This is a genomic window from Leclercia sp. EC_58 (assembly GCF_019584355.1).
Classification (GTDB): Bacteria; Pseudomonadota; Gammaproteobacteria; order Enterobacterales; family Enterobacteriaceae; genus Enterobacter.
In genome coordinates this window covers 1,537,376-1,555,750 of record NZ_VDAM01000001.1, presented here as the reverse complement: position 1 = coordinate 1,555,750, position 18,375 = coordinate 1,537,376, and the positions used below count along the sequence as shown (strand labels likewise).

General features: G+C 57.4%; 15 protein-coding genes. 8 read left to right on the top strand and 7 right to left on the bottom strand.

Annotated features, from left to right (window positions below):
- Positions 1-186: 186 nt before the first annotated feature.
- A complete protein-coding gene (gene ppa, locus FHC51_RS07615) occupies positions 187-714 on the top strand; it encodes an inorganic diphosphatase (protein WP_103178006.1) in 528 nt (175 codons plus the stop codon).
- Between the two features lie 146 nt (positions 715-860).
- Here ppa and FHC51_RS07610 read toward each other — a convergent pair whose 3' ends face one another.
- From FHC51_RS07610 to tamA, 3 genes are read right to left on the bottom strand one after another with little or no spacing between them, the layout of a single operon-like run.
- Positions 861-1,205 (bottom strand): gamma-glutamylcyclotransferase, encoded by a 345-nt coding sequence (locus FHC51_RS07610; protein WP_103823030.1) that lies wholly within the window; start codon positions 1,203-1,205, stop codon positions 861-863.
- A 2-nt stretch (positions 1,206-1,207) separates the two neighbouring features.
- Positions 1,208-4,984 (bottom strand): autotransporter assembly complex protein TamB, encoded by a 3,777-nt coding sequence (gene tamB, locus FHC51_RS07605; RefSeq protein WP_220435226.1) that lies wholly within the window; start codon positions 4,982-4,984, stop codon positions 1,208-1,210.
- A complete protein-coding gene (gene tamA / locus FHC51_RS07600; RefSeq protein WP_114388094.1) occupies positions 4,981-6,714 on the bottom strand; it encodes an autotransporter assembly complex protein TamA in 1,734 nt (577 codons plus the stop codon). Before tamA ends, tamB begins: the two co-directional genes overlap by 4 nt.
- Positions 6,715-6,937: 223 nt before the next feature.
- Here tamA and msrA point away from each other — a divergent pair, with 223 nt between their 5' ends.
- Both msrA and FHC51_RS07590 read left to right on the top strand, forming a co-directional pair.
- On the top strand, positions 6,938-7,579 hold the full coding sequence (gene msrA / locus FHC51_RS07595) for a peptide-methionine (S)-S-oxide reductase MsrA (RefSeq protein ID WP_103178003.1): 642 nt from the start codon (positions 6,938-6,940) through the stop codon (positions 7,577-7,579).
- Between the two features lie 188 nt (positions 7,580-7,767).
- Positions 7,768-9,105: a hemolysin family protein gene (locus FHC51_RS07590; protein ID WP_103178002.1), complete on the top strand. Its 1,338-nt coding sequence runs from the start codon at positions 7,768-7,770 to the stop codon at positions 9,103-9,105.
- A 58-nt stretch (positions 9,106-9,163) separates the two neighbouring features.
- Here the strand turns inward: FHC51_RS07590 and FHC51_RS07585 are convergent, their stop codons facing one another.
- Positions 9,164-9,370 (bottom strand): DUF1107 domain-containing protein, encoded by a 207-nt coding sequence (locus FHC51_RS07585; RefSeq protein ID WP_032616223.1) that lies wholly within the window; start codon positions 9,368-9,370, stop codon positions 9,164-9,166.
- 329 nt (positions 9,371-9,699) lie between these two features.
- Here FHC51_RS07585 and FHC51_RS07580 point away from each other — a divergent pair, with 329 nt between their 5' ends.
- Positions 9,700-10,257 carry a YtfJ family protein gene (locus FHC51_RS07580; RefSeq protein ID WP_220435225.1) on the top strand — a complete coding sequence of 186 codons (558 nt, stop codon included), beginning with the start codon at positions 9,700-9,702 and terminating at the stop codon, positions 10,255-10,257.
- On the opposite strand, the gene cysQ is transcribed toward FHC51_RS07580, so the two are convergent.
- Positions 10,251-10,991, bottom strand: a complete 741-nt coding sequence (gene cysQ, locus FHC51_RS07575; RefSeq protein WP_114316070.1) for a 3'(2'),5'-bisphosphate nucleotidase CysQ — start codon at positions 10,989-10,991, stop codon at positions 10,251-10,253. The two genes, FHC51_RS07580 and cysQ, sit on opposite strands and share 7 nt — an antisense overlap.
- 191 nt (positions 10,992-11,182) lie before the next feature.
- Between cysQ and FHC51_RS07570 the strand changes: the two genes are divergently transcribed.
- Positions 11,183-13,126: a bifunctional 2',3'-cyclic-nucleotide 2'-phosphodiesterase/3'-nucleotidase gene (locus tag FHC51_RS07570; protein WP_220435224.1), complete on the top strand. Its 1,944-nt coding sequence runs from the start codon at positions 11,183-11,185 to the stop codon at positions 13,124-13,126.
- Positions 13,127-13,217: 91 nt separating this feature from the next.
- On the opposite strand, the gene FHC51_RS07565 is transcribed toward FHC51_RS07570, so the two are convergent.
- Positions 13,218-13,598, bottom strand: a complete 381-nt coding sequence (locus FHC51_RS07565; protein WP_220435223.1) for a helix-turn-helix domain-containing protein — start codon at positions 13,596-13,598, stop codon at positions 13,218-13,220.
- Between the two features lie 89 nt (positions 13,599-13,687).
- On the opposite strand from FHC51_RS07565, the gene FHC51_RS07560 reads away from it, so the two are divergent.
- From FHC51_RS07560 to FHC51_RS07550, 3 genes are all read left to right on the top strand, one after another.
- Entirely contained in the window at positions 13,688-14,536 is an 849-nt protein-coding gene (locus FHC51_RS07560) for an SDR family oxidoreductase (protein ID WP_220435222.1), read from the top strand.
- An 81-nt stretch (positions 14,537-14,617) separates the two neighbouring features.
- The gene (locus tag FHC51_RS07555; RefSeq protein WP_220435221.1) at positions 14,618-15,442 is read left to right on the top strand and encodes an AraC family transcriptional regulator; all 825 of its coding nucleotides are present in this window, start codon (positions 14,618-14,620) and stop codon (positions 15,440-15,442) included.
- Positions 15,443-15,517: 75 nt separating this feature from the next.
- On the top strand, positions 15,518-16,483 hold the full coding sequence (locus FHC51_RS07550) for a DMT family transporter (protein ID WP_220435220.1): 966 nt from the start codon (positions 15,518-15,520) through the stop codon (positions 16,481-16,483).
- A gap of 85 nt (positions 16,484-16,568) precedes the next feature.
- On the opposite strand, the gene FHC51_RS07545 is transcribed toward FHC51_RS07550, so the two are convergent.
- On the bottom strand, positions 16,569-18,218 hold the full coding sequence (locus FHC51_RS07545) for a methyl-accepting chemotaxis protein (protein ID WP_220435219.1): 1,650 nt from the start codon (positions 18,216-18,218) through the stop codon (positions 16,569-16,571).
- Positions 18,219-18,375: the final 157 nt, after the last annotated feature.

The window sequence follows — 18,375 nt, the reverse complement described above, 5'->3', positions numbered from 1 at the left end:
TCACAAGTTTGTAATCGCTTTCACTGAGCCATTAAAAATGCGGCTGAGTTTATGGATTATCTTGTCATGAGAAAGTGCTGATAATGGTTTTCAGGAACAGGGATTGGCGAAAACAGGCGGAGACATTCCGCGCCAGTTGGCTATAATACTCGCCACTTGATTACCAATCATTTAAAGGACACAGACATGAGCTTACTCAACGTCCCAGCGGGTAAAGAACTGCCGGAAGACATCTACGTAGTTATCGAAATCCCGGCGAACGCTGATCCTATCAAATACGAAATCGACAAAGACACCGGCGCACTGTTCGTTGACCGTTTCATGTCTACCGCGATGTTCTATCCGTGCAACTACGGTTACATCAACCACACCCTGTCTCTGGACGGTGACCCGGTAGACGTGCTGGTCCCAACGCCATATCCACTGCAGCCGGGCTCCGTGATCCGCTGCCGTCCGGTTGGCGTGCTGAAAATGACCGACGAAGCGGGTGAAGATGCGAAACTGGTTGCGGTACCGCACACCAAGCTGAGCAAAGAGTACGATCACATCAAAGATGTGAACGACCTGCCAGAGCTGCTGAAAGCGCAGATCGCCCACTTCTTCGAGCACTACAAAGATCTCGAGAAAGGCAAATGGGTGAAAGTGGAAGGCTGGGACAACGCAGAAGCCGCTAAAGCGGAAATCGTTGCCTCCTTCGAACGCGCTAAGAAGTAATGCTTACTGCGTGAAGAGAGCCCCGACTTGTCGGGGCTTTTTTTTGTCTGTGCGGCCTTTTGCCGGGTGGCGGCTGCGCCTTACCCGGCCTACAAAATCTGTGCGGCCTGAAAAAACAACGCCACCCGAAGGTGGCGTTATTCATATCAGTACTGGTCTCTGTCTAACCAGTTACCGCTTTCAATCAGCGTCAGACCTTCCACCGAACGTTGGTACACGTACATCCATGCACTGCCGTAGGGTGTCTGGATTAACCGGCGAGCATATTCCCCGCCTTTGGTGCGCAAGGCATCAAGTTCGGCCAGCGTGGCATTATCAATACGATAAACCTCACCGTGTACTGCTCCTTCTCCCGGAACGGCGCCTGGATAGTGGCCCAGGCTGTACAGCTGGTAGTTCTCGATACTGTAATCCCCCAGCAACTGGGCGTTAGTCATCCAGTGGCTGTTGCCTTGCTTTGTTCTTAAACTGCCGTAGACAAATATTCGCATTGCTAAAACTCAAACTGATAGAGCAGATCGAGTGCCTGGTCTACGCCAGACACCGCTTCCAGATATAGCTTAGGCATCAGGCGATAGCGTAACGTGAGAGTTGCTAATGAGTCAAAGATCCCCACACCATATTTCACCTGCAGACCCGGCAGTACATAGCCGCTGACCACCACCTGAGAGGAGTCGCCGACCCCCTGGGTGTCCAGCGCCAGATTGCTTACGCCAAACGTCTCGCCGATTTTACCCACAACCTGACCACTTTGTGCAACCCCCAGACCGACTAACATTGAGGTCATCGCCGCGCTGTCGCTCTGATTGCTGTCCAGCCCCTGCCCGCGCAGCAGGTATGAGAGCGCTTCCTGCTGGGACATGGCCGGGTCAGAGAAAATTTCCGCTTTCGGTTCGTCCGCGGTGCCCGTCACGCGCACCCCGGCGATCACATCATTTTCGGTGGCCTCCGGATTACGGATCGCTTCGATATTCAGCAGCGGCTGATCCGGCGGGCCGGAGAAGAGCAGTTCGCCTTTACGCACCATCAAATCCTGGCCGTAGGCGTGGAAACGCCCTTCCGGAATATTGATCTGCCCGTTCAGGCCCAGCCCCTGTTTATCCTGCGCGACTTTCAGATCGCCGGTCAGTCTGGCCTTCAGCCCAAACGCATCCAGGCGCACGTTGTTGCCTACGTGTACGATCAGGTTGCTGTTGATCGGGATAGAGGCGCTCTGTGGCTCTTCCGGCTGGAGGTTGTTGTTGAGCATGACCTCATCGCTGGAGACGCCCACCGCGCTTTCCGGCAGTTCATGCACCACGATACGGGCCCACGGTACATCGACGCGGCCATCAAGGGTGAACAGCTGCGGCGTGGCCTCAAAGACCACATCCGGCGAGACGTCTAAACGCACCATCGGCGGCACGGTGATCCGCACCTTGCTGCCTTTGGCCGCCACCCGGGCGCGCCAGTTATCAAGCTGGCTCCAGTCCGCATCGCCGCTGAGGTTGATCTGCCCTTGCTGGGTACGCACGGTGCCCGTAAGCGTCGAGCTCATACCGTTAAAGTTCATCGCCAGCTGGCTCGGCAGCATATCGAACGGCATAAAGTTGCCGTCGATATCCACCCCGTTCAGCTGCATCTGACCGAACAGCTGCGGGCTCTGGGCGCTGCCCGCGAGCCGCAGGTTGGCATTCAGCATGCCTGCCGCCTTCTCACCGCGGGAGAAGATTGCATTCGCCATCGCCAGGTTAAGGTTGCGGATATTGACGTTGCCCCCCAGGTTGCGCCGTCCTTGCGGATCGGTCACCTGGATCTGGCCGTCCAATTGCCCGTTGTTGGTGAGGCGGATCAGCCAGCCCAGCTCGGCGCGGTTGTTATGCAGATCGGCGGTGAGATTGAGGGTGCTGAAGGCCAGCGGCAGCGGCGCATCGTTCACCACCTGCGTCACTTTCACGTTACGCCCGGCGAGCGTGACGTTGCCCTCCGGCAGCCCCGGTTTGGTGGTATCCCAGGAGACATCCGCCTTGCCGCTGAACACGCCGCTTGCTTGCGTAGTGTCTGGCATGAACGGCTTGAGCATCGCCAGATCGAAGCGGTTAAGGTTGACCACCGCCCGCCCTTCTGCGCCTGCGTCAATGGTCTGCGGCACGCACAGTTCGGCATTCGGGTTGGTCCAGCAGTGCGGCCCGATACTGATCTTCTGTTCTGCGTTGCGGTAATCCAGGGCAATAGCGCGCGATAACGACCACGGCCCCACCGGGGTGGCGAAGCGGGTGTTATCCAGGGTGCCCTTCCAGCGGGTCTCCTGGCGGTCAAAGCTGCCCGCCAGGTGCAGCTGGCCGGAGACCGGTTCACCCTGAATGCGCAGCTGGAGATCGTGCTGTTTCTCGCTGCCTTTGGCTTCCAGGGTCACCTGATTAAGGTTGAGGCCCGGCTGGGAAATGCGATCGACCCGCAGGTTCAGGTGCCCGGCGATCTGATCGGTGGATTTCACGTCGCCATCCACCCGCACCCGGGCGATGGTGAGATCCTGCCAGCGCAGGCCGTTGGCGGTGATATCCGCCAGCAGCTGCGGGGCTTCTACCGTGCCGCGCACCTTCAGCAGTCCTTTCGCGGTTCCGCCCAGCCCCGGCAGGGCATTATCCAGATTCGGCGCGTCGATGGTGGCATCCAGATCGAGATCTTTCACCCCCAGCTCGCCCTTAATATCGGCGGTGTTGCGCCCCAGCGCGACGTGCAGGCCCGGGATGACCCACTGCAGGTAGCTGTTGCCCTTCAGCGAGCCGTTCACATCCACTTTGTTCTGCTTCACGTTGCCGGTGATTTTCAGCTCCGGCACCTCCATCTGCCAGCTACCGCCGTAGAGACTACCGCGGGTTTTAATCAGCCCGTCGAGCTTCGAGGGCCAGTCCGGCACCTCTTTGGCGGTGTTGATCCCGGTGAGCTTCAGCTCCCCGCGCCAGCTGATCGCCTTCTGCCAGTCGAGCAGCGCCGTCAGCTCGGTTTTGCCCTCCAGCGCCGCCACCGTCAGCTTGTCGAGATTGATCTGCTGCTCGTTGCCCTTCGCATCCAGAGTGATGCCGGCAGGCGGCAGCCCCTCCCCTTTCACCGCAGTGCGGAACGACAGGGTGTAATCGGTCATTTTGCCGGTGAGCTTCAGCTTCACGTCATCGGCCTGGTACTGCTTCTCACCGGTAAATGGCCAGTAGAGCTGCTCACTCACCACCTCAAGGTTGAGCGGCAGGCCCGCCTCTGCAAGCCGGGTCTGGCCGCGCAGCACCACGTCAACCGGGCCGGAGAGGTTCACGCCAAACTCCAGCTGTTCGCGCATGGCGCCGCCCACCTTCAGCTTCACCTTCTCGCCTTTAATCGGGTCGATGTTCAGGGTGCTGTTGAGAGTGATATCCACCGGCCAGTTATCCCGCAACAGGGCGTTGCCGGTGGCGTTGACGCTCCCCTGGTTGGTGTCGATATCCAGCGCGTCGAGCTTCATGTTGCCGTCGATGCTGCTCACTTTCAGCAGCATGTTGAAGACCGTCAGATCGGTATCGCCGGTAAGGCGCAGCTGCTCGCCCTTAAACTCTTCAATATTAAGGTTCAGCGGCAGGTGAACGTCGGTCATCTCCGGCAGGACCGGTTTCGAGAAGAGATCCTTCAGGGTTTCGCCCAGCGGCTTCTCTTCCGGCTGCGGGTTCTGAATTTTAGGCTCGACGATCTCTTCCTGGGCCACCTCCGCCACTTTCGGCAGGGCAATCAGCAGCCCTTGCAGAGAAGTCGGGGTCAGGGTCAGGTTTTTCTCCTGCCAGCGCAGGCCGGAGGTGAAGTCCATCACCGACACGGTGGTGTCGTCGATTTTGACGTTGATGTTATTCAGCGCCACCCGGTTAAGCGATATCGGGTATGGCGTGGAGAGATCCAGCGGCCCGCTCTCCTCTTCGGCAACGGGCTCTGACTGTGGCATTTTTTTGGAATCTATCGTCACGAAGACATCTTTTAACGACAGATCGTTAATGCACAGGCTGCTGTCGCGCAGACAGCTGAGCTTCACCGCCAGATGCAGATCCCCGGCGTTGACCGCCACGCCCGGCTGGTCATAGCGGACGTTTTTCAGGTGTAAGTCGCGCCAGCCGCCGGTGACCTGGCCAATCTCCAGCCCCGGCACCCAGCGGTCTGCCGCCTTAAACAGCAGATGCAGCCCGCTGGTGGTCCCCACCAGAAAGGCCACCGCAGCCAGCAGCAGCAGGATAAACAGCAACACGCCGAGGCTGATTTTCTTCCATAAACTCATAATTCCGGCCCCAGACCGATGTAAAACTGTAAACCGTGTTCATCTTTATCGCCCACCGGCACGGCGAAATCGAGCTTGATCGGCCCGACCGGTGACTCCCAGCGCACCCCGACGCCTGCGCCGGTTTTAAAGTCGCTGCGGCGGATATCGCTCACCGCTTCTCCGCTGTCGATAAAGGTCGCGCCCCACCATTTTCCGGTGACGTTGTACTGATACTCCAGCGAGCCGGTAGCCAGCTTCGAGGCCCCGATCAGCTTGCCGTCGTCATCTTTTGGCGCGATGGATTTGTATTTATAGCCACGAATGCTGCGATCGCCCCCGGCGAAGAAGCGCAGATCCGGCGGCACTTTTTCAAAGTCGCCGGTTTCAATCCAGCCCAGGTTGCCACGCACCACAAAGCGGTGACGGTCATAAAAGGTGCGGATCCAGACGTTTTGCGCCTGTACCACGGAGAAATCCACATCCGAGCCCCAGGCGGTATTGGAGTAGTCTATCGAATAGCGCTGGGAATCCCCCCAGTCCGGCATCAGGCCGCCGCGGGAACGGGTCCGGCTGATCATCACCCCCGGATAGAGCAGCATGGTGGTGTTGGTGACGTTGGCCTGGGTAAAGTGGTCGAGGCTCCAGCGCAGGTTGATGGCGCGCTGCCAGCCGCTGGAGAGATCCCAGTAGCGCGACACGGCGAGGGTCGTGGAATCCGCTTCGGTGTCGTTCAGATCGGTACGCTTAAAGCCGCCCTGCACCAGGTAATATTGCTCAAGCGGATTTTTCAGCAGCGGCATTTTATAGCTGAAATCGAGCTGCTGTTCCGGGGCTGAGAGACTGACGTTGCTGGTCAGGCTGTGGCCGTAGGAGTTCATCCACGGCTTTTTCCACGTCGCTTTTACGCGCGGGCCGACGTCAGTGGAGTAGCCCACCCCGGTCTCAATGGTGTTCTCGGTGCGTGGCGATACCACGCCGTGCAGCGGCAGCACTTTGGTCTGTCGCGCTTTATCAAACTCCGGCGCCACCACCACGGAGTTAAACCAGCCGGTAGCTGACAGACGGCGGTTGAGCTCGGCCAGATCTTTCGACTGGTAATAGTCGCCCTCTTTAAAAGGGATCAGATTCTGCAAATACTCATCACGGATCTGCGAGCCTTCGAAGGTCACATCACCAAAGCGGTAGCGTTCTCCGCTGTCGTAGTCGATATCCCAGAATGCCTGATGGCGGTCGAGGGCGATGCCGAGCTGACTTTTATTGAACTGGCTGTCGAAGTAGCCTTTGCGCAGCGCCACCTTCGTCAGATCTTTTTTGAAGCCGTCATAGTCGCTGTGATTGAGCACGGTGCCGTTCTTTGGCCGCGTGTTCAACAGTTCAAGATAGTCCTGATCGGTACGCGCGCCGCCGCGCAGCACCACGTCCGTGCCGCCGATGAGCACCGGAACCCCAGGCTTGACGCGGGCAATCAACACCTGCCGCCCTTTGGCCGGCGGTGGACGCAGTTCGAAGTCGATGGTCGGCTCGTAGTAGCCGAGCGCTTTTAAACCGCCACGGATGGCATCGTCCACGCGAGCGCGAAAGCGACGATCGGGCGTCACTTCGTCGCTCTCAATAGTGGAGAGCTGTGCGCGTACGTTTTTTTCCAGCGCCCCGGATAGCCCCTCAACCTGTAAACGAACGTTCGCCGCGCTGGCGATTCCGCTTGTCAGCAAGAGACTGGCTAAACATAACTGGCGGATTTTTGGCACGTTTTCTCCTGAATATCCTTGTTTCCACCCCTGGAAGCATATGAAGTGCCGCTCCGCAGCAAATCACGGCAAAAGCCCAAAACCCAATACGCGGGTTGAAAAATGGTTAAACACCCTAATATTTCTTATGTTTAAATCTAGACTCATTCACCGCATTTATTGTGTTCAATTAAACGCGTCGTGACAACCTTAACCCAAACATCACCCACCCGGAGGCCACACCGTGAGTTTATTTGATAAAAAGCACCTGGTTGCTCAGGCGGACGCATTACCGGGACGTAACACCCCTATGCCTGTCGCGACTCTCCATGCCGTCAACGGCCACTCTATGACCAACGTCCCGGAAGGGATGGAAATTGCCCTGTTCGCGATGGGTTGTTTCTGGGGCGTGGAGCGCCTCTTCTGGCAACTGCCGGGCGTCTACAGCACCGCGGCAGGCTATACCGGGGGCTATACCCCGAACCCAACCTACCGCGAAGTCTGCTCCGGCCAGACCGGTCACGCCGAGGCGGTACGCGTAGTATATGATCCGAACGTCGTCAGCTACGAACAGCTGCTGCAGGTATTCTGGGAAAACCACGATCCTGCGCAGGGTATGCGTCAGGGCAATGACCACGGTACCCAGTACCGCTCGGCGATCTATCCGCTCACGCCGGAACAGGATGCCGCCGCCCGCGACAGTCTGGCGCGCTTCCAGCAGGCGATGCACGCCGCCGGTGACGATCGCCCGGTGACGACCGAAATCACCAACGCCTTACCGTTCTATTATGCGGAAGATGACCACCAGCAGTATCTGCATAAAAATCCGTACGGCTACTGCGGTATCGGTGGCATTGGTGTCTGCCTGCCGCCGCAGCTGGCATAACAGTAAGCCGGTTTTGCCTGTTGACGAGCAAAACCGGCTCAAAATGCGATCTCTGGCGACTTTACAGCCGTTTACGCTATACTACCCCTCGAAATAACCGGCCTACCGCTTCGGACCGGTGTTCAAAATATCTACACACCTGTATGACCAACTTCCCTCCGAGGATCTGGCGAGAAGCCGGATAAGATATGTTAAACAGTATTTTAGTAATACTTTGTCTCATCGCTGTCAGTGCATTTTTCTCTATTTCAGAAATCTCTCTGGCCGCATCCCGTAAAATTAAACTTAAACTGCTCGCCGATGATGGCGATCTCAATGCCCAACGCGTCCTGAAAATGCAGGAAAACCCGGGGATGTTCTTTACCGTGGTGCAAATCGGCCTCAATGCGGTCGCCATTCTTGGCGGTATTGTGGGTGATGCTGCATTCTCGCCCGCATTCCATAGCGTTTTCTCCCGATACTTCTCCCCTGAGCTTTCCGAGCAGCTGAGCTTCATTCTCTCCTTCTCGCTGGTGACTGGCCTGTTCATTCTCTTTGCCGATTTGACCCCGAAACGCATCGGTATGATTGCGCCAGAAGCTGTGGCTTTGCGCATCATCAACCCGATGCGCTTCTGTCTCTTCGTGTTCCGCCCGCTGGTGTGGTTCTTTAACGGACTGGCCAATACCATTTTCCGTCTGTTTAAACTGCCGATGGTGCGTAAAGATGACATCACCTCTGACGATGTCTACGCGGTATTCGAAGCCGGCGCGCTGGCGGGGGTGCTGCGTAAGCAGGAGCATGAGCTGATCGAGAACGTGTTTGAGCTGGAATCCCGTACCGTGCCGTCATCCATGACCGGACGTGAGAACGTGATCTGGTTCGATCTGCACGAAGATGAGCAGAGCCTGAAGAAAAAGGTGGCGGAACATCCGCACTCCAAGTTCCTGGTCTGTAATGAAGATATCGATCACATCATCGGCTATGTCGACTCCAAAGACCTGCTGAACCGCGTGCTGGCGAACCAGAGCCTGACGCTGAACAGCGGGGTGCAGATCCGCAATACCCTGATTGTCCCGGACACCCTGACGCTCTCCGAAGCGCTGGAAAGTTTCAAAACCGCCGGGGAAGACTTTGCGGTGATCATGAACGAATATGCGCTGGTGGTGGGGATCATCACCCTCAATGATGTCATGACCACCCTGATGGGCGATCTGGTGGGCCAGGGTCTGGAAGAACAGATTGTGGCGCGCGATGAGAACTCATGGCTGGTGGACGGCGGTACGCCTATCGACGACGTGATGCGCGTGCTGGACATCGACGAGTTCCCGCAGTCGGGCAACTACGAGACCATTGGCGGCTTTATGATGTTTATGCTGCGTAAAATCCCGAAACGCACCGACTCGGTGAAGTTCTCGGGGTATAAGTTCGAGGTGGTGGATATCGACAACTACCGCATCGATCAACTTCTGGTGACGCGCATCGACAACAAACCGACGGTGCTCGTGCCAAAAATGCCGGATGCTGAAGAGAACGCCTCGGCCTAAACCAGAAACATCAACGGCTCCCATCGGGAGCCGTTTCTTTTACTGCATAGCACGTTGGTTAAGCCATCTCAGTTTGCAGACGCATAACCTGACGGTTGACTTCGGACATCACAGAAAAGTGCTGTTTATCCTTCACTTTTGGGACAAGGATCTTGCCCTTATCAAACTCAAAAGCGCCAACGTCCTTGATATACAACCGTCCACGGAACAGGATTTTTACGTATTTAGCTACCTGAAGCGGATTGTAGCGTTGAAAAATTTTCATTCTATTATCTCCTGCGAATCATACGCTCTTGCGGCACCACAATCGGGCCGACCCTCTGGAGCGCAAATTTTGTTGCCCAATGACTATAGACGAGAAAAATGGTGATACCCAGTCTGCATAAGTTTATTTACCTTTTGATGACAAATAATCAGAATATTCTTTGCAATCGTAACTTTCGGGCAGTATAAGCCATCGTTTTTGTGCAGATATGTGCGTTCCCCCTCACTCTGGCACCGGGATTGCGGGTAAAGCGCCGCGATCGCACTTATGATTAAAACATCAGACCAAGTGGTCGGATCACCTGCTAATAAAACAAAAAGGAAAACACCATGACCATACGTAACATCCTGGCAACTGCCTGCCTGATGCTGCCACTGATGGCTTCCGCACATAATTTTGAGAAGGGACAACGTGTGCCACCGGTGGGCATTGCCGACCGGGGAGAATTGATCCTCGACAATAATGAGTTTAGCTACAAAACCTGGAATAGCGCGCAGCTTCCTGGCAAAGTGCGAGTGGTGCTACATATTGCCGGTCGCACCTCGGCAAAAGAGAAAAACGCAACCCTGATTGAAGCGATCAAGTCGGCACATTTACCAAAAGATACTTATCAGACCACTACCGTAGTAAACACCGATGATGCGATACCGGGGTCCGGCATGTTCGTGCGCAGCAGCCTGGAGAGTAATAAAAAGCTCTACCCATGGTCACAGTTCATCGTCGACAGCAACGGCGCAGCCCGCGGCGCCTGGCAACTGGAAGAAGAGAGCTCAGCCGTCGTCGTGCTGGACAAGCAAGGTAAAGTGCAGTGGGCGAAAGACGGGGCGCTGACCCAGGAGGAGGTGCAGCAGGTGGTCGCCCTGCTGCATAAGTTGGTCGGTCAGTAAAGCGAGACCCGGAAGCCTGGATTAAGGAAGGATTCCCGCGGGGTATAGTCGAGCGGCTTGCCCTGCCAGTCGTGAACATGGGCCCCCGCGGCGGCGGCAACGGCATGGCCTGCCGCCGTATCCCAGACGTTGGTTGGCCCAAAGCGGGGATAGAGCTGCGCCTGCCCTTCTGCCACCAGGCAGAACTTCAGCGATGACCCGATCGACGTTGTCTGGTGCTCGCCAAGCTGATGCAGATACTCCTCAAGTTCGTTATCCGAGTGAGAGCGGCTGATCACCACCAGCGGTGGCCGGGCGTCACGCACCTGGATCGGGTTGCGCACGCCGCACTCCTCTTTCCACGCTTTGCCGTCGGCGGCGCTGTACATCACCTTCAGCACCGGGGCGTAGACCACCCCCAGCACTGCTTTGCCTTTATCAATCAGGGCAATATTTACCGTGAATTCACCGTTACGCTTGAGGAACTCTTTGGTGCCGTCCAGCGGATCAACCAGCCAGTAACGCTGCCAGTGCTGACGCTCCTCCCAGGGCTGGGGATCTTCTTCGGAAAGCACAGGGATATCGGGCGTTAACGCCTGCAAGCCTTTCAGGATCACCCCGTGCGCCGCGAGATCGGCTGCGGTCACTGGGGAGTCGTCGATTTTACGGATCGTGTCCATTGGGATCTTGCCATCGTAGACCTGCATAATGGCCTCGCCCGCTTCCCGTGCGAGCTGACAAATTTTATCTAACATTCTCCACCTCTTTGTTATCACAGTGGGTATAACTCTTTGTTTTATTTATATCGCATTGTGAATAAATCCGCTATCTGTGAAGCAATTCCGGTTTCAGGGCCCTTTTTTCTGGCAGGATTCACAATTCTGTAAGCAAAAAAATATAGATACATATTCTTTTGTGGCCTGGATCGAATAAAAGGACTCCTCTGATGATTAAGTTTAGCGCAACGCTCCTGGCGACGCTGATTGCGGCGAGCGTACAGGCAGCGACGGTTGATCTCCGCATTCTGGAAACCACCGACCTGCACAGCAATATGATGGACTTCGACTACTACAAAGACGCCCCGACGGAAAAATTTGGTCTGGTGCGTACCGCAAGCCTGATTAACGCAGCCCGTAGCGAAGTGAAAAACAGCGTCCTGGTCGATAACGGGGACTTAATTCAGGGTAGCCCGCTTGGGGATTACATGGCGGCGAAAGGTCTGAAAAAGGGTGATATGCATCCGGTCTACAAGGCGCTGAACACCCTGGATTACGCGGTGGGTAACCTGGGTAACCATGAGTTTAACTACGGGCTGGACTATCTGCATATGGCGCTTTCAGGAGCCAAATTCCCGTACGTTAACGCCAATATCATCGACGTTAAGACCCAGAAGCCGCTGTTTACCCCTTATCTGATCAAAGAGACCACCGTGGTCGATCAGGACGGGAAACCGCAGACCCTGAAGATCGGTTATATCGGTTTTGTCCCGCCACAGATCATGACCTGGGATAAGGCCAACCTGAGCGGCAAAGTGACGGTCAATGACATCACCGAAACCGCCCGCAAGTATGTGCCGGAGATGCGCGAGAAAGGCGCCGATCTGGTGGTGGTGGTAGCCCACTCCGGTCTCTCTGCCGATCCATACCAGGCGATGGCGGAAAACTCGGTCTACTACCTCAGCGAAGTCAAAGGGGTGGACGCCATTCTCTTCGGCCACGCCCATGCGGTCTTCCCGGGCAAAGATTTCGCCAGCATTAAAGGGGCTGACATTGCCAAAGGCACCCTGAACGGCGTGCCCGCGGTGATGCCGGGCATGTGGGGGGATCACCTTGGGGTGGTCGATCTGGTGCTGAATAATGACGGCGGTAAATGGCAGGTCACCCAGTCGAAGGCCGAAGCCCGCCCGATCTACGATCTGGCCGCTAAAAAAGCGCTGGTGGGCGAGGATAAAAAGATCGTCGAGGTGCTGAAGCACGATCACGACGTCACCCGTGAGTTTGTCAGCAAACCTATCGGCAAATCTGCCGACAACATGTACAGCTATCTGGCGCTGGTGCAGGACGATCCTACCGTGCAGGTGGTGAACATGGCGCAGAAAGCCTACGTGGAGCGCTATATTCAGGGCGATCCGGATCTGGCGAAACTGCCGGTCCTCTCCGCTGCGGCGCCGTTTAAAGTGGGTGGACGCAAGAACGATCCGGCCAGCTATGTTGAAGTCGAAAAAGGCCAACTGACCTTCCGTAACGCCGCCGATCTCTATCTCTATCCGAACACCCTGGTGGTGGTCAAAGCCACGGGCCAGGAGGTGAAGGAGTGGCTGGAGTGCTCAGCGGGCCAGTTTAACCAGATCGACCCGACCAGCACCAAACCGCAGTCGCTGATTAACTGGGACGGTTTTCGCACCTATAACTTCGATGTGATCGACGGGGTGGAGTACCAGATTGATGTCTCCCAGCCGGCGAAATATGACGGCGAGTGCCAGGTGGTGAATGCCCAGGCCGAACGCATTAAGAACCTGACCTTTAACGGTAAGCCGATTGATCCGAAAGCGACCTTCCTGGTGGCTACCAACAACTACCGCGCTTACGGCGGTAAGTTTGCCGGGACCGGCGACAGCCATATCGCCTTCGCCTCACCGGATGAGAACCGTTCGGTGTTGGCAACGTGGATTGGCGAGCAGTCGAAGAAGAGCGGCGAAATCCATCCGGCAGCAGACAACAACTGGCGTCTGGCCCCTGTTCACAGCGATGTGAAGCTGGATATCCGCTTTGAGACCGCACCAACGGAAAAAGCGGCGGCGTTTATCAAAGAGAAAGCGCAGTACCCGATGCAGCAGGTCGCGACCGATGAGATTGGATTTGCGATTTATCAGTTAAATTTAAGCAGGTAAAAGCACGTTGCCGTTTCGTAGGCCGGGTAAGGCGCAGCCGCCACCCGGCAAGCAGACCGCACAATGCCCGGCGGCGCTGCGCTTGCCGGGCCTACAAAACCCGTTCATTCCGGTTGCTCATCACCTGGGGCAAATTCAGCTCGATCCAGTCGGCCAGCGCCGCTACCTTCTCACTCACCTCTTCCCCCAATGGGGTCAGGCTGTACTCCACGTGCGGGGGCACTACCGGATACGACACACGATTGACAAAGCCATCCTGCTCCAGCGCCTGTAGCGACTGGGCCAGCATCTTCTCGCTCACCCCGCCCATCTTGCGGCGCAGATCGCTAAAGCGATGCGTCCCCTGACGTAACGCCACCAGGATCAGCACGCCCCAGCGGCTGGTCACATGCTTAAGCACATCCCGGGAAGGGCACTGCTCGGCAAAGAGATTGCCGTCGCGCATTTGCTCGCTGAGGGTTGGGTTTGCCATGAGATACTTACCTTTTTGTACGTACTTACTAAAAGTTAGTTTGAGTGATAGTGTGCCACAACATTCACCCGAGACGAAGGATATTCATCATGATCGCAATTACAGGCGCTACCGGCCAGCTTGGCCAACTCGTTATTGAACAGCTGCTGAGAACCGTTCCTGCCAGCCAACTGGTCGCCATTGTACGCAACCCGGCGAAGGCCGAAGCGCTAAGCCGGCAGGGTGTGACCGTGCGTCAGGCCGATTATACCGACCAGGCCGCTTTCACCACCGCACTCGTGGGCGTGGATAAACTGCTGCTGATCTCCTCCAGCGAAGTGGGCCAGCGCGCGCCGCAGCATCAGAACGTCATTAACGCGGCGAAGGCGGCGGGCGTGAAATTTATCGCCTACACCAGCCTGCTGCATGCCGACACTTCCCCGCTGGGCCTGCATGTGGAGCACGTCGCCACCGAAAAAGCGCTGGCCGAATCCGGTATTCCTTTCGCCCTGCTGCGTAACGGCTGGTACACCGAAAACTACCTCGCCAGCGCCCCGCCTGCGCTGGAACACGGCGTGTTTATTGGTGCGGCCGGTGAAGGCAAAATCGCCTCCGCCACCCGCGCCGACTATGCCGCCGCTGCGGCCCGCGTTATCAGCGAAGAGGGTCATGCCGGTAAAGTTTATGAGCTGGCAGGCGACCAGGCGTGGACATTAAGCGAGCTTGCTGCCGAGCTGAGTCGCCAGAGCGGTAAAAACGTGGTCTATCAGAACCTGAGCGAAGCCGATTTTGCCGCCGCGCTGAAGGGAGTGGGTCTGCCGGCAGGTTTGGCGGAGATGCTGGCCGACTCCGATATTGGTGCCTCGAAAGGCGGCCTATTTGATGACAGCCGCACCCTGAGCGCCCTGCTGGGCCGCCCGACCACCACGCTTGCGGAGAGCGTGAAGCACATCCTGTAATTGTTAAAACATGGTTAATTAGTGTGGCATCCCTGCGGGTCATCTCTGATAATGACATTCTGACCCGCGAGGAGGCTCACCGTGCAAGGCGTACCTGAACAGTTTTTCGATGAGAGAGACAGCGCGCGCTTTCGCCATCTGGCGCAGCTGCCGGGCGTGGAGCTGTATCACGCCCATATCTCCCGCTACGCCTTTGAGCCCCACACCCATGAAGCCTTCGGTATTGGCGCCATAGAAGCCGGTGCCGAACGCTTCCGCTATCGCGGCACGCAATACGTTGCCCCCGTTCACTCCGTCGTCACCATGAATCCCGATGAACTGCATACCGGCGAGGCCGAAACTGCCGACGGCTGGCGCTACCGGATGATCTACCTCGAGCCGGAGCTGCTGGAGGAGGTGACAGGCATCCGCCACTGGTGGTTCAGCGATGTGACCCGCCACGATCCCCGCCGTTCACAGCAGATCTGTCAGCTGATCTACGGCCTGTGGCATACCGACGATCCGCTGGCACAAAAAGGGCTGCTGCTGGATCTTATTGATACCTTCCAGCCGCTGGCGCGCCATGCCCCGGTGCGGCACGAAGGGGCGCATCGCTTCGAGCGCGTGCGCGACTATCTGCATGACAACTATATGCACTCCCTGACCCTCGATGAGCTGGCGCAGGTGGTGTCGCTCAGCCCGTACCATTTCCAGCGCCAGTTTAAAGCCCATTTTCACGTCACACCCCATCAGATGCTGATGGCGATCCGCCTGTGGCGTGCCAAAGCCTTTCTCACTCAAGGACTCCCGGCGGCAGAGGTGGCCGCCGCGACGGGCCTGACCGATCAGTCGCACCTGACCCGGGCCTTTACCCGTCGCTATGGCATTACGCCGGTGCGCTACCAGAAACAGGTAACGCAGCGCTAATGCGCAATCTCATACAATACCGCCCTCTGTTGCCTTTCTACACTGCCAGCAGGTTCAGAGCAGAGGAAGGAAAAAATGATTAGCGGCGTGTTGTATGCCCTGCTTGCAGGGTTAATGTGGGGACTGATTTTTGTCGGGCCGCTGATCGTCCCGGAATACCCGGCGGCGCTACAGTCGATGGGGCGCTATCTGGCGCTGGGGCTGATCGCTCTGCCGATCGCCTGGCTCGGCCGGGCGCGGTTACGCCAGCTGAAAGGCCGGGACTGGCTCACCGCCCTGTCGCTGACGATGATGGGCAACCTGATCTATTACGTCTGCCTGGCAAGCGCGATCCAGCGTACCGGGGCCCCGGTGTCGACCATGATCATCGGCACGCTGCCGGTGGTGATCCCGGTGTTCGCCAACCTGCTCTACAGCCAGCGCGATGGCAAGCTGGCGTGGTCGAAGATGCTTCCGGGGCTGTTTGCCATTGCGCTGGGGCTGGTGTGCGTGAATATCGCCGAGCTGCGTCACGGCGTTGCCGGTGGTAGTGGCTGGCGCTATGTTTCGGGGATCCTGCTGGCGTCGGTGTCGGTGGTCTGCTGGGCATGGTACGCCCTGCGTAACGCCCGCTGGCTGCGGGAAAACCCCGACAAACATCCGATGATGTGGGCTACCGCCCAGGCGCTGGTGACGCTGCCGGTCTCGTTACTGGGCTACCTTGTCGCCTGCGTATGGCTGAATGTGCAACAGCCGGACTTCGCCCTGCCGCTGGGGCCACGTCCGTGGGTCTTTCTCGGTCTGATGCTGGCGATTGCCATCTGCTGCTCGTGGGTGGGCGCCCTGTGCTGGAACGTCGCCAGCCAGAAATTACCGACGGTGATCTTAGGGCCGCTAATTGTCTTCGAAACCCTGGCCGGTCTGCTCTATACCTTCCTGATGCGCCAGAGCCTGCCGCCGCTGTTAACCAGCACGGGAATTGTGTTGCTGGTGGTGGGGGTGGTGATTGCGGTGAGTGCGAAACCGGAAAAACCGAGGGTAGTTCCGGTTTCACAACCGTGAAAAAGCCCGGCGGCGCTACGCTTGCCGGGCCTACAAAGTCATGCGTTCCGTAGGCCGGGTAAGCGTTAGCGCCACCCGGCCTCTGTCAGAAGGTTTCCCAGTTGGCGTCGGTCGTCGCCTGTACCGGTTTGGCTTTTGCAGCATAGGTTTTCACCGGCGCAGCCTTAGCCAGCGGGCCCTTCGCAATCTTAAATACCGCCACCGCCTCGTTCAGGCGTGCCGCCTGCTCTTCCAGCGCTGCCGCAGCCGCCGCAGACTCCTCCACCAGCGAGGCGTTCTGTTGGGTCACGCGATCCATCTCGGCCACCGCCTGGCCGACCTGATCGATACCCCGGCTTTGCTCATCAGAGGCGGAAGCAATTTCGCCCATGATGTCGGTGACACGGGTTACGGCGCTGACGATCTCCGCCATCGTCTCTCCGGCCTCATTGACCAGCGCGGAACCGGCGCTGACCCGGGCACCCGAGTCGTCAATCAGCCCTTTGATCTCTTTCGCCGCCTGGGCGCTACGCTGGGCCAGGGTGCGAACTTCCCCTGCCACCACCGCAAATCCGCGTCCCTGCTCCCCGGCACGCGCCGCTTCTACCGCCGCGTTCAGCGCCAGGATGTTGGTCTGGAAGGCGATGCCGTCAATCACGTTGGTGATTTGGGCGATTTTGCTGGAACTGTTGGCGATCTCGTCCATGGTGCGCACCACCCCTTCCACCACGTTTCCGCCTTTTTTGGCGGTGCTTGAGGCATCCAGCGCCAGGCGTGATGCCTGACGGGCGTTATCGGCGTTCTGCTTCACGGTGGCGGTCAGCTGTTCCATGCTGGCCGCGGTCTCCTCCAGCGAGGCCGCCTGCTGCTCGGTACGGGAAGAGAGGTCGTTGCTGCCTGCGGAGATTTCGCCCGCGCCGGTGTAGATGGTGTCGGAGCCCTCACGCACCACACCTACGGTGTTCGCCAACGCCTTCTGCATCTCGTGAACGTTATAGGCCAGCATCGCCATTTCGTTTTTGCCCTGAACGTCAACAGGCTGTGTCAGGTCACCCGCGGCGATAGCGCGAATATGATCGATGACCTCCTGCAGCGGCAGCAGCAGCACACGGCGCATGGCGATCCAACTGGAGACAATCACGGCGATCACCAGAAGCATCATCCCGGAAAGGATCCACAGGATGCGTTTGTAGTCGCTTTCGTTATCTTCGATGCCTTTATCGGTAAGGGCTGCCTGAGCCTGGCGCCATTCACGATAGACTTTCTGCATTGCGGTCTGCTTCTGCTCGGCGTTCTGCTTAAACATATCTTCGAGGTTGCCCTGGGAGAGCAGAAGGTTCATCTGGGTCAGGGTGGCCGAGTAGATGCGGTACTGCTCTTCCAGCTGGCTGGAAAGTTTTTCATCCAGGCCCGGCGTTTCCGGCAGCGCGTAGTATTTGTCGTAATGGGACTGGGCGTCTGCCAGCAGATTTTTTGCCGTGTTGACCAGCTCGTTCAGCTGCCCGCCGTTGATCTGCGAAGCCATGCTGCTTTGCAGGCGCAGCATGCCGCGGTTCAGGGTGACGCGCGCCTGGTTAAGGCTGATCCAGGCGTCGGTGAACTCGGCCACATTCTGGCTGGAGACCTGGGAAACGGTGAAGTTCTCTTTGTCGTTATTAAGCGCGTTGATGAAAATGCCGGCGGAGATCAGTTGCATGATCCCGAGCGCCAGCAGCACCGAAATCAGAAGGGTTATCACTTTTATACGTTTAAACATGCGTTGCCTTTTTTATATGCAGGTATTGTCTGACCTGTATCTATCGGCAGGCGCAGCGGGTTGTTTACCGTCTCCGTGCCTTTAAAAAGTTTCGAAACCCGTTTTTTAAATCCATTCATAGAGTTAAATCGGCATTTTTTTGTGATCTGTATCGCTT